Below are 13,028 nucleotides of genomic sequence, written 5' to 3'. Positions count from 1 at the left end.
CCAATCGGCAACCCAATAGCCGAAACCCGAGGCAGTGATGACCAAGCTTGACACCAAATCCCGCGCCGCGGCGCGAACCCTTCCGCTCAACCAGATTCTCGCCGGCGATTGCATCGAGGTCATGAATGCGCTGCCCGAGGCCAGCGTCGACCTGATCTTTGCCGACCCGCCCTATAACCTGCAGCTGAAGGGCGAACTGCACCGGCCGGACAATTCCCGCGTCGATGCGGTGGACGACCATTGGGATCAGTTTTCCGGCTTTGCCGCCTATGACCGCTTTACCTGCGACTGGCTGGCGGCGGCGCGGCGCATCCTGAAGCCGGACGGGGCGATCTGGGTCATCGGCTCCTATCACAACATCTTCCGCGTCGGGGCCGAGCTGCAGAACCAGGGTTTCTGGATCCTGAACGACGTGGTCTGGCGCAAGGCCAACCCGATGCCGAATTTCCGCGGCAAGCGGCTGACCAATGCGCATGAGACGATGATCTGGGCCAGCAAATCCGAGGGCGCGAAATACACCTTCAACTACGAGGCGCTGAAATCGCTGAACGAGGGCGTGCAGATGCGGTCGGACTGGGTGCTGCCGATCTGCACCGGCTCCGAGCGGCTGAAGGATGCCGGCGGCGCCAAGGCGCATCCGACCCAGAAACCCGAGGCGCTGCTGCACCGCATCCTGGTCGGATCCACCAATCCCGGCGACGTGGTGCTGGACCCGTTCTTCGGCACCGGCACCACCGGCGCCGTGGCCAAGATGCTGGGCCGCGATTTCATCGGCATCGAGCGCGAACAGGCCTATCGCGAGGTGGCCGAGAAGCGGCTGGCCCGCATCCGCAAGTTCGACAGCGAGGCCATCGCCACCCTCAAGCCCAAGCGCGCCGAGCCGCGGGTGCCCTTCGGCCAGGTGGTCGAGCGCGGCATGCTGCGGCCGGGCGAGGAGCTTTATTCGCTCAACAACCGCCACAAGGCCAAGGTGCGCGCCGATGGCAGCCTGATCGGCAATGACGTGAAGGGCTCGATCCACCAGGTCGGCGCGGCGCTGGAAGGGGCTCCCAGCTGCAACGGCTGGACCTATTGGCATTTCCGGCGCGAGGGACGGATGGTGCCCATCGACATCCTGCGCCAGCAGATCCGCGCCGAGATGGAGGCCGACAAGGGCCGCGCCCACTGAGTTTCCCGGTTTCGCCAAGTCCCGAGGCTCCGCAAGCTCTGGTGCGGCCGGGACCGCCTTGCCCCGTCCTGCGGCATGCCGCCGGGCGGGGCCTTTTCTGTTGTGCCGGAACGGGCCTGGCCGGCGGCGGCGCTAGAGCGCGCCGCGCGGCATCGGCAGCTCGCCGCGGTTATAGGGCTGCCAATCGGTGATCTCGGGATAGAACTGCCGCCGCCAGGCCCGGACGCGGGGGTTCATCCGCCGCCGCCACAAGGGCGGAACCATGGCTAGGAAGGTCATGGCCGGATAGCCCATCGGCAATTGCGGCGCCTCGTCCTCGCTGTAGTTTTGCAGCAGAGGAAAGCGGCGGTCGGGCTTGTAGTGATGGTCGGAATGGCGCTGCAGGTTGATGAGCAGCCAGTTCGTTGCCGTGTGCGCGCTGTTCCAGCTGTGGCGCGGCAGCACATGTTCATAGCGGCCCTCGCCCAGGTATTTGCGCGTCAGCCCGTAATGTTCGACGTAATTGGTCAGCTCAAGTTGCCAGATGGCGATGAAGGCCTGCCAGAGGAACAGCAGAACCCCCTGCCAGCCGCCAAGCGCCGCCGCCAGCGCCAGCATCGCCAGTTGCAGCGCAGCGTAGCGCCAGAACGGGTTGCGGCGGTCGAATTTCGACCGGCCGGCTCGGGTCAGCCGCCGCGCCTCGGCCGCCCATGCGCTTTTCGGGCATTGGGCCAGAACGCGCAGGAAGAAGCGGAAGAACCCCTCGTTATAACGGGCCGAGACCGCGTCGCGCGGCGTCGCCACCCAGGAGTGATGCACCAGCAGGTGTTCGGTGCGGAAATGCGAATAAAGCGTCGAGGCCAGAAGCAGGTCGCCCATCCAGCGTTCCAGCCGGTTCTTCTGGTGCAGCAATTCATGGGAATAGACGATGCCGATGGTGCCCGAGGCCACGCCGACCCCGAAGAACAGCCCCAGTTTTTCCCAGCCGGCGAGGTCGCTGCGCGTGACATGCCAGATGGCGCCGAAGATCATCGCCGCCTGGATCGGGAACCAGATGATCGTGATGGCGCGATACCAGAACAATTGCGCCTCGGGGGTTTCGGTGTCGGGGTTTTCCTCGTTCGGGCCCAGGATCGCGTCCAGCAAGGTCATCAGATACCAAGCATAGACCGGCATCAGCAAAAACCACCAGCTGCCGAAACGCGCGGCAATGAGGAAAAGGGGAACCATGCCCAGCGAAAGCCAGAAGGGCAGGGCGTCGATCAGACGGGAACGAAAAGCGGTTTGCATGGGTGGCAACGAAATGGATCAAACTTGATGCGGGCGTGAGCAGCCGGAAAAATGCATGTCGCGGGCAAGGCTGTGGCGGGTTTCACCATGCCTTGCCACGGCGACCGGTTGTCGCAGATCCGGTTGCGGCTTCGGGGCGGGCAAGCGCCCAGGCCTTGCGCATCAGCCCCGGAAGGGCGGCAGGTCTGAACTCGCTGAACGGCGCCAGACTGCCGCGCAGCGGCGCCGCGGTCAAGGGGGCGGACATCACCGTCAGGTCCAGCGCGAAATGGGTGAAGACATGGCGGACGAGCCCGATCTCCTGCCAGTCCGCCGGCGCGGGTGGCGGCAGGTCCGAGCCGTCCCAGCCGGTCGAGGGAAAGGCCAGCGTGCCGCCCAGAAGGCCCTTGTCCGGCCGGGTCTCGACCAGGACCGCATTTTCGGCAAAGCCGATCCAGACGATGCCGCGGCGCAGGGGCTTGGGCTTTTTCGGCGCCTTGCGCGGCAGGTCGGCGGCGATGCCCTGCGCGCGGGCCGCGCAATGGGGGAAGATCGGGCAGATGCCGCAGGCCGGGCTGCGCGGCGTGCAGATCGTCGCGCCCAGGTCCATCATGGCCTGGGCGAAATCGCCCGGCCGTTCGGGCGGGGTCAGGCCGGTGGCCAGCGCCACCAGTTCCGGCTTGGCGGCGGGCAGCGGGGTCTCGACCGCGAAAAGCCGCGCGACCACGCGCTCGACATTGCCGTCCACCACCGTCTCGGGGCGGTCGAAGGCGATGGCGGCGATTGCGGCCGAGGTATAGGCGCCGATGCCGGGCAGGGCCGCCAGCCCTTCGCGCGTGTCGGGAAACCCGCCCATGGCCGCGACTGCGCGGGCGCAGGCGACCAGGTTGCGGGCGCGGGCGTAATAGCCGAGCCCGGCCCATTCCGCCATGACCTGCGCATCCTCGGCCGCGGCAAGGTCGTGGACCGTGGGCCAGAGGCTGGTGAAACGCTCGAAATAGGCTTTCACCGCGGCGACGGTGGTCTGTTGCAGCATGACCTCGGACAGCCAGACGCGATAGGGATCGGCCGGGCCGCGACCGGGCGGCACGCGCCATGGCAGCACGCGGGCATGGCGGTCGTACCATGCCAGCAGCTCGGTCGGGATCACCCTGGGGTCACGCAATTTTCAGCCTCGTCTCTCTGGTATCCGGGCGCGCGGCGGTCCAGACTGCGCGCCAGATAAACCATATGGTCGCCCGATGGCCCAGAAGAAACCCGAAACCCAGCCCCGCCGCCGGATGCGCGGCTTCGAGACCGCGGCCCAGCTGGTCGCGCATCGGGTCAAGGCGGCGGGCGAAGGCCGGGGCTTTGCCATCGCCCGGCTGCTGACCCATTGGCCCGAGGTGGTCGGCCCCGAGCTTGCCGCCCATGCCCGCCCGGTCAGGATCAGCCACGGCAAGGGTTTCGGCGCCACGCTGACCCTGTTGGTGCCGGGGGCGCAGGCGCCCTTGGTCGCCATGCAGCTGGAACAGATCCGCGCGCGGGTGAATGCCTGTTACGGCTTCAACGCCGTCTCGCGCGTCGTGCTGACCCAGACCGCGCCTGTCGGCTTTGGCGAAGGGGCGGGGGGCTTTGCCGAGGGGCAGGCGGGGTTCCTGGCCGCGCCGCGCCGCGCGGCCGCGCCCGGTCCGCAAGACATCGCCCAGGCCGAGGCCATCGCCTCGGGCTTCGACAATCCGGCGCTGTCCGCCGCCATGCGGCGGCTGGCGCTGAACATCCTGTCCCGCCGGGACGCCAACGACCGAAAGGCCAATCCATGATGCTGCTTCGCCGTTCCCTGATCGCCGCCGCCACGGCCGCGCTGACCCTTTCCGCGCTGCCCGCGATGGCGCAAGAGGCGAAACCTGCCGACAATGCCGCCGAGCAGATGCCCGAGGGCAAGGTTCTGCCCGACATCGCCCTGGGCCAGGCCGATGCGCCGGTCACGATCATCGAATATGCCAGCTTCACCTGCAGCCATTGCGCGGTTTTTCATGACGAGAACCTGCCCAGGCTGAAAGCGGAATATGTCGATACCGGCAAGGTGCGCTTCATCCAGCGCGACGTCTATTTCGATGCCGTCGGGCTTTGGGCCGGCATCCTCGCCCGCTGCGGCGGCGACGAGAAATACTACGCCGTCTCGGACCTGATCTTCGGCGACCAGAAGAACTGGCTGAACGCCAAATCGGGCGACGAGATCGCGGCGAACCTGCGCAAGATCGGGGCCAAGGCCGGCATGACGACCGAGCAGATGGATGCCTGCTGGAACGACAAGCAGAAGGTCGCGGACCTGGTCACCACCTTCCAGACCCATGCCACCGCCGACCAGATCGAGGGCACGCCGACCTTCATCATTGCCGGCGAAAAGGTGCAGAACCAGCCCTGGGCGGAGCTGAAGAAGATCATCGACGCCAAGCTGGCCGAGAAGGGCTGACCGCCGCTCCGGTGGCGCGGCCGCCGGGGTATTTGGAAAACGGTGAAGGCGGAAGGCCCCGGACCTGCTCCGGGGCCTTTCACAATCCCAGCGCGGCCAGCCGGTCGGCGAGCGGCGCCGGGTCGTCCAGTTGCAGCCGCACCGGCAGGGCCAGCACCTTGGGCCGGAAGCTGCGCGGCAGCCGCACGGCATCCTTTTCCGTCGTCACCATCTGCGCGCCGACCAGCCGCGATTCGGCCTCGAGCCGGGTCAAAAGCTGCGGGGTGAAGGGCTGGTGGTCCTCCAGCGCCTCGGCGCGCACCACCTCGGCGCCAAGGCCGCGCAGGGTGGCGAAGAATTTCTCGGGATGGCCGATGCCGGCAAAGGCCAGCACGCGCTGGCCCTGCCAGTCCATGCCGGTCTGCAGGGGCGCCAGCCGCCCGGTCAGGTGCGGCAGGGGCAAATGCGCGCCCCAGGCGGCGGCGAAGCGTTCCTGGGCCGGCGGCTCGCCGATCGAAAGCAGCAGGTCGGCGCGGGCCAGGCCGCGATCCACCGGCTCGCGCAGCGGCCCTGCGGGCAGGCAAAGCCCGTTGCCGAAACCCTTGGCCGCATCGACCACCACCAGCGCCAGGTCATGCGCCAGGGCCGGATCCTGGAAACCGTCGTCAAGCAGGATCGCCTGCGCCCCGGCTGCGATTGCCGCCCGTGCGCCCGCCTGCCGGTCGTCCGCGACCCAGACCGGGGCAAAGGCCGCCATCAGCAGCGGCTCGTCGCCGACCTGGGCCGCCTTGTGGCGCGCCTCCTCGACCCGCAGCGGTCCCTTTTCGCGGCCGCCATAGCCGCGCGAGACCACATGCACCGCCACGCCCCGGCCCTGCAAGAACTGGGCCAGCATGATGGCGGTGGGCGTCTTGCCGGTGCCGCCGGCGTTCAGGTTGCCGATGCAGATCACCGGCACGCCCGGTCGCATCCGGGGGCCGCGCGCCAGGCGGCGGGCGGTAGCCTGGGCGTAAAGCGCACCCAGCGGCGCCAGCAGGCGGGCCCGCAGCCCCGGCTGCCGGAACCAGAAATCGGGGGCGCGGCGGCTCATTGCGGGTTCTCCATGGCCTCGATGACCGTATCGGCGATGCGGCCCAGCACGGCGGCGCCGCCGGTGCTGACCGACCAGGCATTGCCGGCCAGCACCGCTGCCTGGTCCGGCGCCGACAGGTCCGCGACCGCGCGCGTCAGCCCCGCCGCCTCGGTCACCAGCCGCGCGGCCGCGGCTCCGTCGAGCTGTACCCATTCCGGCCCATGCGCCTCGGTCAGCGGGCCGTGGATGATGGCCGAGCCAAGTGCCGCCGGCTCGAACGGGTGGCGCGGCGCCAGGCCCGGACCGGGCAGAAGCGTGCCGCCCATGAAGCAGACCGGCGCCAGCCGGTACCACAGCCCCATTTCCTGCGTGTCCTCGGCGATCAGCAGGTGATCGTCCGGCGAGGGGTCTTCGTCGTCCGAGCGCAGCACCGCGGCCAGGCCGAGCGCCTCGACCTCGGCCCGGACCTGGGGGATCGTCCCGGCCGGCAGCCCGGCCAGGATCAGCAAGGCGCGGTGATTGTGATGCAGCGCGGCCTGATGGGCGGCCAGCGCCGCCCTGGCCTCGGGCAGGGTGGGACAGGCCGCCAGCCAGACATGCCGGCCGGCAAGGATCTGGGCCAGGGCGCGCCGCTCTGCCTCGTTGGCGGCCAGGGGCGGCCGGGTCTCGGTGATCGGGCCGGTCAGCTCGATCCGGGCGGGCGGGGCGCCCATCTGCCGGGCGGCGGCGGCGGCGGTCGCGTCCGGGGCGAGGATGCGGGCGATCTTGCCCATCAGCCCGCGATCGACCGCGCCGCGCCAGGTTCCGCGCCGGGCATGGGCCGCCAGCCGCGCCTCGCACAGGATGACTGGCAGGCGCTGCTCGGCCGCGCCCGAGATCAGCGAGGCCGGAAGCTGGTCGCCCAGGACCAGCAGCACCCGCGGTTGCAGCGCCCGGATCATCTCGCGCACCGAGGCCGGATCGCGCGGCCGCGGCAGGAAGACGGCGCGCAGCCCGGCAGGCAAGGCGTCGGGGGCCAAGGGCGCGCCCAGAAAGGCAAAGCGCAGCCCCGGTCGCCGCGCCAGGAGCGCCCTGACCAGCGCGCCCGGCTGCGGCGGTTCTTCGGCCTGTTCGGCAAGATGCACCACGACCAGCGGCCCTTCGCCCGGCGGGGCATCGACGGGCTCGACCGGGCCGCCGGCCAGCGCCGCGCGGCGGCGCAGGTGCAGCCAGAGCGCCAGGGACGCGGTGGCATCGGCGGGCGGCATCGCGATTCGCGGGCGCCTAGCTGCCCAGTTCCTCGGTCGGGCTGACCTCGCGCTCCTCGTCGCGAAGCCGGTGCAGGTGGGCGATGAAATAGCGGGTATGGGCGCTGTCCACGGTGCGCTGCGCCTCGGCCTTCCAGGCGGCATGGGCCTGGGCGTAGTTCGGAAAGATGCCGACGATATGGATGTCCTTGGTGTCGCGGAACTCGGTGCGGGTGGGGTCGACAAGTTCACCGCCGAAAACGAGGTGGAGGCGCTGTGCCATCATGTTCTCCTGGGTTCGGATTCCGCCGCGAACCTATCCGAGCCGGGCAGGGGAACCAAGGCGATTTGTTTAAAATCGCCCGCGCTTGGCGTTTGCTGCGAAAGCGGCGCCGGATTAGGCATCTTGCGGTGCAAGCCGCACCCCCGGATGGGCCCGAGCGTGGTGGTCAGGGCTGTTCGGGCGGCAGGGAAAGGCGAACCGGTGCGCCTTTCCCTGCTTCTTTTTCGGATTGCGGGGCAGGGGGCGGCTGGTGCTTGCAACGAATATGCCGCCGGCAGGGCTGGAAGGGATTGGCGGTGCGGATGGGTCGATGGCAGGTCGCAGGACCACGAGGGGGGGGATATGGTGCGGGCGGCGGGACTCGAACCCGCACAGGCTTGCGCCCCAGGGAGTTTAAGTCCCATGCGTCTACCATTCCGCCACGCCCGCGCCGGGCATTGGCTAGCGGGCGGGCGGGGGATTGGCAAGCCTCGGTCGCCGCTGGTGCCGCAGGGCGCGGGCTCAGAAGCTGCGGGTCGGCCGGTCGAAGACCTTGCGCCCCATCAGCGAGCCGACCAGATCCACCATCAGCTTGGCGGTGCGGCCGCGCTCGTCCAGGAACGGGTTCAGCTCGACCAGGTCGAGCGAGGTCATCAGCCCGCTTTCGTGCAGCAGTTCGCAGACCAGATGCGCCTCGCGGAAGGTGGCGCCGCCGGGGACGGTGGTACCGACGGCCGGCGCGATCGAGGGGTCGAGGAAATCCACGTCCAGGCTGACATGCAGCATGCCGCTCTCGGCCCGGACCCGGTCCAGGAATTCGCGCAGGGGTGCGATGATGCCGCGTTCGTCGAGCACGCGCATGTCGTTTACCACGATCTCGGTCTCGCGCAGCGCGGCCAGTTCGGGGCCGTCCACGCTGCGGATGCCGAACATGCAGATGTTGCGGCCCGGGATCGGCGCCGGAAAGGCGGGGAACGGTTCGAATCCCGGCCGCCCCGAGGCATAGGCCAGCGGCGTGCCGTGCAGGTTGCCCGAGCCCGTGGTCTCAATGGTATGAAAATCGCTATGCGCGTCCAGCCACAGCACGAATTGCGGCCGTCCCGCCGCGCGGGCATGGGCCGCCACCCCGGCGAGGGTGCCAAGCGCCAGCGCGTGGTCGCCGCCCAGGAAGATCGGCATCCCCTCTTCCATCGCGGCGCAGCCGGCGGCACGCAGCGCCTCGGTCCAGGCGACGATCTCGGGCAGGTGATGGACGGCGGGGTTGGCGCAGGTCTGGCCGCGGCCGGCGGCGGGGCGCAGGTCGCCGCGATCCTCGACCGTATGGCCCAGCTCGGCAAGCGTCGAGGCCAGCCCCGCCACGCGATAGGCGGCCGGACCCATCAGGCAGCCGGGCCGCCGCTGCCCCTCGTCCACCGGGGCGCCGATCAGGATGCAATGGGTCATGCGCGTTCCTTCCTGTCTCCTGCCTTCCGAAAAGAACATGCCCGGCGGTGGAAAGTCCACAGCCGGGCAGGCAGGCGTTTCGGGAAAAAAGGGACGCCTAGAAGTTCGCCGTCACGCCCAGCCAGAGGCGGCGGCCCTCCTGGACGGTGTTGAACTCGGCCTCGCGAACCTCTTCGTTGAAGACGTTGTAGACGGCCGCGTTTAGGGTCGCCATCTCGTTGATTCTGTAGTTCGCGCCGATGTCGACCGTGGTGTAGGGTGAATATTTGCGCCCGGTCTGGCCGTTGATCTCGACTTCGCGGCCGTTGCTGCCGATGCGCAGACCCGAGGCGATTTCCGAACCGTGATAGTTCGCCGACAGCCAGCTATCCAACCCTTCCACCGGGGTCATCCAGTCAAAACGCAGGCTGGCCATGTGTTCCGGCGTGCGCGCCAGCGGGAAGCCTGCAAATTCGCCGGTCTTCTGCTCGGACTTCGTGTAGGTATAGGAGGCGCGCGCCGACAGGGTCGGGGTGATGTCCCAATCGCCTGCCAGTTCCAGGCCGCTGATCTCGGCCTCATCGACGTTGAAGTTCTGGATAACGCGGCGGTAATACAGCCCGCCGTCAGTCCCGAGATACTGCGGTCCCCCAGTCCAGTATCCGTCTTCAATGCCATTGGCCGGGTCGTTGTCGCCGACACCCAGGCTTTTTTGCTGAAGCTTGTTGTCGAACTTCGTATGGAAGGCCGTGGCGCTCAGGGTGAAGGCGTCGGCCTCATAGACGGTGGACAGCTCGAAGTTCAGGGTTTCTTCCGGCTTCAGGTTCGGGTTGCCCAGGATGACGGCGCAGGAAGGCGGCGTGTTGCTGGCGCAGCCGGCGCCGCCGCTGGTATAGGCGTAACCAGGAATGATCGAACGCAGCTCGGGCGTCTTGTAGCCGGTCGAGATGCCGCCCTTCACGGTCAGGTTCTCGGTCGCGTTCCAGACCCCGTAGATACGGGGTGCGACATGGCCGCCATAGAATTCGTTGTCGGTATAGCGCAGCCCCAGGGTCAGGGCGAAATCGTCGCGCAGACGCCATTCGTCCTCGACATAAAGTGACCATTCGTCGCCCTGGAACTTCTCGTCACGGGGATCCTCGCCCGGAGCCACGGCGCCGGGGTTCTGGTCGGTGATTTCGGTGCGGATGAATTGCCCGCCAACGGTCAGCCGGTGTTCGCCGTTCCAGGACAGGGTCCGGGTCGCTTTGCCGTCCAGGACCGAGTTGCGTACTTCCGGCGAGCGCAGGTTCTCGACGAAATCGGCGCCGGCCGCAGTCCTGCTGTAGGAGGTGCGTTCGCCGGTTTCCTGCGAGAAGCTGAGCTCGGTATCCAGATCCGCAAAGCTGCCCTTGTGGGTCAGCGACCAGTGGTCGCGGTCATGGTCGCGATAACCCAGGTCGCCATAATCCTCGGCGGTGATCTGGGTGCGGCCGGCCTCCAGCAGCACCTGGTTCTGGTCATCTACGTGCCAGGTCAGCCGCGCGCCCAGGTCGTAATCGTCCGATCCGCCGGGACCACCCGAAATCGACGAGGCGTCCTGGTCGAGCTTGCGACCCCAGACTTGCAGGCCCAGCACGTCGGCGACCAGCGGGCCCGAGGCGTAGAACGAGGTCTGCCGGCTGTTTTCGAAGCCTTCCTCGTCCTGGACGACCGTCTCGACCGAGACTGAGCCGGTCCAAGTGTCGGCGACCGGCTTGGTGATAATGTTGATCACGCCGCCCATGGCATCCGAGCCGTAAAGCGAGGACATCGGCCCGCGCACGACCTCGATCCGGTCGATGGCGGCGATCGGCGGGATGAAGCTTTGCTCATAGCCGGCATTGCCGTTTACACGCGAATCGCGGGTGCTCTGGCGTTTGCCGTCCACCAGGATCAGCGTGTATTGCCCCGGCAGGCCGCGGATGAAGATGTCCGATTCATTGGCGGTGCCGGTGGTGACGACGCCTTGCACCTCTTTCAGCGCATCGGTCAGGCTGGTGAAATTGCCCTTTTGCAGTTCCTCGGCGGTGATGACCGAGATGCTGGCGGGCGCTTCCTTGATGTTCTGTTCGAACCCGGCGGCGGTGATGACGATGTTGTCCAGGACGACTACATCGGCATCTTCCGCTTGCGCCAGGGCCATCGCAGGCACGCAAAGCGCCGTCAGCGACAGCAGGGCCGCGCGCATGTTGCGGCTACCGCAGGCGCGGGCTGGGGGAAATACGGGAAAGGACGGCATCGACACCTCTCGACAACAGGAACAGGTTTTTGCCTGGGCCGAGAGGGCGAGAGGGGAATGCCGTGACCTGGGTAGCTGCCGGCGGTTAATCAGCCACCCTTTCCCAGGACAAGGGACCATCCCGCCCAGGAAGGACTCTGTGGCGCGAATGCCACAGAATCGCGTCGCCTTGCCGCAAGGCGTGGAGCAAGGTCAGCCGCGGATGCCCTTGAAGCGGTCCTGCCATTCGTCGCGTTGCTCGTCGCTGATCTTGGCGAACAGAACATCGGGCACGGTGAAGGCATGGCCGGCGGGCAGGGCCTCCAGCGCGGCACGGACATCGTCGGGCCAGATGCGGTCCTGGGTCCGCATCGCCGCCAGCATCGCATCGGCCGCAAAGGGGATGAAGGGCGCCGACAGCACCGCGTAAAGCCGGATCAGGTTCAGCCCCAGCCGCACCTGCATCGCCGCGCGGTCCGGGTCGGTCTTGAAGGTCGACCAGGGTGCCGCCGATTGCAGGTATTCGTTGCCGAGCACCCAGATCGCGCGCAGCTCGGCGGCCGCCTTGCGGATCTCGATATGGTCCATGAAGCCTTCATAGGCGCGGATGCGGGCGGTCAACGCCTCGACCAGCGCCTCTTCCTCGGGGCCGTAGCTGCCGCCCTCGGGGATGGTCTCGCCGAATTTCGAGCGGCAGAACTTGGTGATGCGGCTGACGAAATTGCCCAGCACGTCGGCCAGATCCTTGTTCACCGATTGCTGGAAATTCTCCCAGGTGAACTCGCTGTCGCCCGATTCGGGGGCGTGAGAGAGCAGCCACCAGCGCCAGTAATCGGCGGGCAGGATCGACAGCGCCTGGTCCATGAACACGCCGCGTCCCTGGCTGGTCGAAAACTGGCCGCCGTCATAGGTCAGGTAGTTGAATGACTTGATGTAGTCGACCAGCTTCCAGGGCTCGCCCGAGCCGATGATCGTGGCCGGGAAGCTCAGCGTGTGGAAAGGCACGTTGTCCTTGCCCATGAACTGCGTATAGGTAACGTCCCCGGCACCCTCGTCGAGCCGCCACCAGCGGCGCCAGGCGCTGTCGGGCTCGCCGCGCTTGTCGGCGCCCTCGGCGGTGGCAGCGATATATTCGATGGGCGCGTCGAACCAGACGTAGAAGACCTTGCCCTCCATTCCCGGCCAGGGCTGGTCGCCCTTCTTCACCGGGATGCCCCAGTCGAGGTCGCGGGTGATGCCGCGATCCTGCAAGCCGTCGCCGTCGTTGAGCCATTTCCGCGCGATCGAGGTGGTCAGGATCGGCCAGTCGGTCTTGCTGTCGATCCAGGCGGCGATCTGGTCCTTCAGCGCGCGCTGGCGCAGGTAGAGATGCTTGGTCGCCCGCACCTCAAGGTTGGTCGAGCCGGAAATCGCCGAGCGCGGCTCGATCAGGTCGGTCGGATCGAGCTGCTTGGTGCAGTTCTCGCACTGGTCGCCGCGCGCCTTGTCATAGCCGCAGTTGGGACAGGTGCCCTCGATATAGCGGTCGGGCAGGAAGCGGCCGTCGTCGATGGAATAGACCTGCCGCTCCTCGACCTCGGCGATATAGCCGTTCTCGTCCAGCTTGCCGGCGAAATGCTGGGTCAGCACATGGTTGCGTTCCGAGGACGAGCGGCCGAAATGGTCGAAGGACAGGCCGAAATTGCGCGCGATTTCCGCCTGGATCTCGTGCATCTCGGCGCAATAGACGGCTATCGGCTTACCGGCCTTGGCGGCGGCAAGCTCGGCCGGGGTGCCGTGTTCGTCGGTGGCGCAGATGAACATCACCTCGTGGTCGCGGCCGCGCAGGTAGCGGGCATAGAGATCCGCCGGAAGCTGAGAGCCGACAAGATTGCCGAGGTGCTTGATCCCGTTGATATAAGGGATCGCCGAGGTGATGAGATGCCGCGCCATGATCCGGTCCTATTATTCTCTGGCG

At 67.7% G+C, this 13,028-nt stretch carries 11 protein-coding genes and 1 tRNA gene; 3 read left to right on the top strand and 9 right to left on the bottom strand.

What is annotated here, in order from left to right; genetic code table 11:
* Nucleotides 1-37 precede the first annotated feature (37 nt).
* Nucleotides 38-1,168 carry a site-specific DNA-methyltransferase gene (locus ESD82_RS17475; protein ID WP_147427727.1) on the top strand — a complete coding sequence of 377 codons (1,131 nt, stop codon included), beginning with the start codon at nucleotides 38-40 and terminating at the stop codon, nucleotides 1,166-1,168.
* 132 nt (nucleotides 1,169-1,300) lie between these two features.
* Here the strand turns inward: ESD82_RS17475 and ESD82_RS17470 are convergent, their stop codons facing one another.
* Together ESD82_RS17470 and ESD82_RS17465 are read right to left on the bottom strand one after the other, a co-directional pair.
* Nucleotides 1,301-2,437 (bottom strand): alkane 1-monooxygenase, encoded by a 1,137-nt coding sequence (locus ESD82_RS17470; protein ID WP_147427728.1) that lies wholly within the window; start codon nucleotides 2,435-2,437, stop codon nucleotides 1,301-1,303.
* A gap of 82 nt (nucleotides 2,438-2,519) precedes the next feature.
* The gene (locus ESD82_RS17465; protein ID WP_024845724.1) at nucleotides 2,520-3,581 is read right to left on the bottom strand and encodes an A/G-specific adenine glycosylase; all 1,062 of its coding nucleotides are present in this window, start codon (nucleotides 3,579-3,581) and stop codon (nucleotides 2,520-2,522) included.
* A gap of 76 nt (nucleotides 3,582-3,657) precedes the next feature.
* Between ESD82_RS17465 and ESD82_RS17460 the strand changes: the two genes are divergently transcribed.
* Nucleotides 3,658-4,218 (top strand): DUF721 domain-containing protein, encoded by a 561-nt coding sequence (locus ESD82_RS17460; RefSeq protein ID WP_024845723.1) that lies wholly within the window; start codon nucleotides 3,658-3,660, stop codon nucleotides 4,216-4,218.
* Nucleotides 4,215-4,871 (top strand): DsbA family protein, encoded by a 657-nt coding sequence (locus tag ESD82_RS17455; RefSeq protein WP_024845722.1) that lies wholly within the window; start codon nucleotides 4,215-4,217, stop codon nucleotides 4,869-4,871. Before ESD82_RS17460 ends, ESD82_RS17455 begins: the two co-directional genes overlap by 4 nt.
* Nucleotides 4,872-4,950: 79 nt before the next feature.
* On the opposite strand, the gene lpxK is transcribed toward ESD82_RS17455, so the two are convergent.
* The 7 genes from lpxK to metG form a co-directional block, all read right to left on the bottom strand.
* Complete coding sequence (gene lpxK, locus ESD82_RS17450; RefSeq protein ID WP_024845721.1) at nucleotides 4,951-5,940, bottom strand: tetraacyldisaccharide 4'-kinase; 990 nt, start codon at nucleotides 5,938-5,940, stop codon at nucleotides 4,951-4,953.
* Nucleotides 5,937-7,169 (bottom strand): 3-deoxy-D-manno-octulosonic acid transferase, encoded by a 1,233-nt coding sequence (locus tag ESD82_RS17445; RefSeq protein WP_024845720.1) that lies wholly within the window; start codon nucleotides 7,167-7,169, stop codon nucleotides 5,937-5,939. The genes lpxK and ESD82_RS17445 overlap by 4 nt, the downstream gene beginning before the upstream one ends.
* A gap of 16 nt (nucleotides 7,170-7,185) precedes the next feature.
* Entirely contained in the window at nucleotides 7,186-7,431 is a 246-nt protein-coding gene (locus tag ESD82_RS17440; protein ID WP_024845719.1) for a DUF4170 domain-containing protein, read from the bottom strand.
* Between the two features lie 343 nt (nucleotides 7,432-7,774).
* A tRNA-Leu gene (locus ESD82_RS17435) sits at nucleotides 7,775-7,860 on the bottom strand.
* Nucleotides 7,861-7,932: 72 nt separating this feature from the next.
* Complete coding sequence (gene rocF, locus ESD82_RS17430) at nucleotides 7,933-8,853, bottom strand: arginase (protein ID WP_024845718.1); 921 nt, start codon at nucleotides 8,851-8,853, stop codon at nucleotides 7,933-7,935.
* Nucleotides 8,854-8,950: 97 nt separating this feature from the next.
* On the bottom strand, nucleotides 8,951-11,041 hold the full coding sequence (locus tag ESD82_RS17425; RefSeq protein WP_244314541.1) for a TonB-dependent receptor domain-containing protein: 2,091 nt from the start codon (nucleotides 11,039-11,041) through the stop codon (nucleotides 8,951-8,953).
* Between the two features lie 243 nt (nucleotides 11,042-11,284).
* Nucleotides 11,285-13,003, bottom strand: a complete 1,719-nt coding sequence (gene metG, locus ESD82_RS17420; protein ID WP_147427730.1) for a methionine--tRNA ligase — start codon at nucleotides 13,001-13,003, stop codon at nucleotides 11,285-11,287.
* Between the last annotated feature and the right edge of the window lie 25 nt (nucleotides 13,004-13,028).

The sequence above is a fragment of the Paracoccus pantotrophus genome (assembly GCF_008824185.1).
Classification (GTDB): Bacteria; Pseudomonadota; Alphaproteobacteria; order Rhodobacterales; family Rhodobacteraceae; genus Paracoccus; species Paracoccus pantotrophus.
This window is presented reverse-complemented; position numbering and strand designations above follow the sequence as displayed.

Coding starts and splice junctions, on each gene's coding strand:
- ESD82_RS17475 (WP_147427727.1), top strand. CDS start 38: ATGACCAAGCTTGACACCAAATCCCGCGCCGCGGCGCGAACCCTTCCG.
- ESD82_RS17470 (WP_147427728.1), bottom strand. CDS start 2,437: ATGCAAACCGCTTTTCGTTCCCGTCTGATCGACGCCCTGCCCTTCTGG.
- ESD82_RS17460 (WP_024845723.1), top strand. CDS start 3,658: ATGGCCCAGAAGAAACCCGAAACCCAGCCCCGCCGCCGGATGCGCGGC.
- ESD82_RS17455 (WP_024845722.1), top strand. CDS start 4,215: ATGATGCTGCTTCGCCGTTCCCTGATCGCCGCCGCCACGGCCGCGCTG.
- lpxK (WP_024845721.1), bottom strand. CDS start 5,940: ATGAGCCGCCGCGCCCCCGATTTCTGGTTCCGGCAGCCGGGGCTGCGG.
- ESD82_RS17445 (WP_024845720.1), bottom strand. CDS start 7,169: ATGCCGCCCGCCGATGCCACCGCGTCCCTGGCGCTCTGGCTGCACCTG.
- ESD82_RS17440 (WP_024845719.1), bottom strand. CDS start 7,431: ATGGCACAGCGCCTCCACCTCGTTTTCGGCGGTGAACTTGTCGACCCC.
- rocF (WP_024845718.1), bottom strand. CDS start 8,853: ATGACCCATTGCATCCTGATCGGCGCCCCGGTGGACGAGGGGCAGCGG.
- ESD82_RS17425 (WP_244314541.1), bottom strand. CDS start 11,041: ATGCGCGCGGCCCTGCTGTCGCTGACGGCGCTTTGCGTGCCTGCGATG.
- metG (WP_147427730.1), bottom strand. CDS start 13,003: ATGGCGCGGCATCTCATCACCTCGGCGATCCCTTATATCAACGGGATC.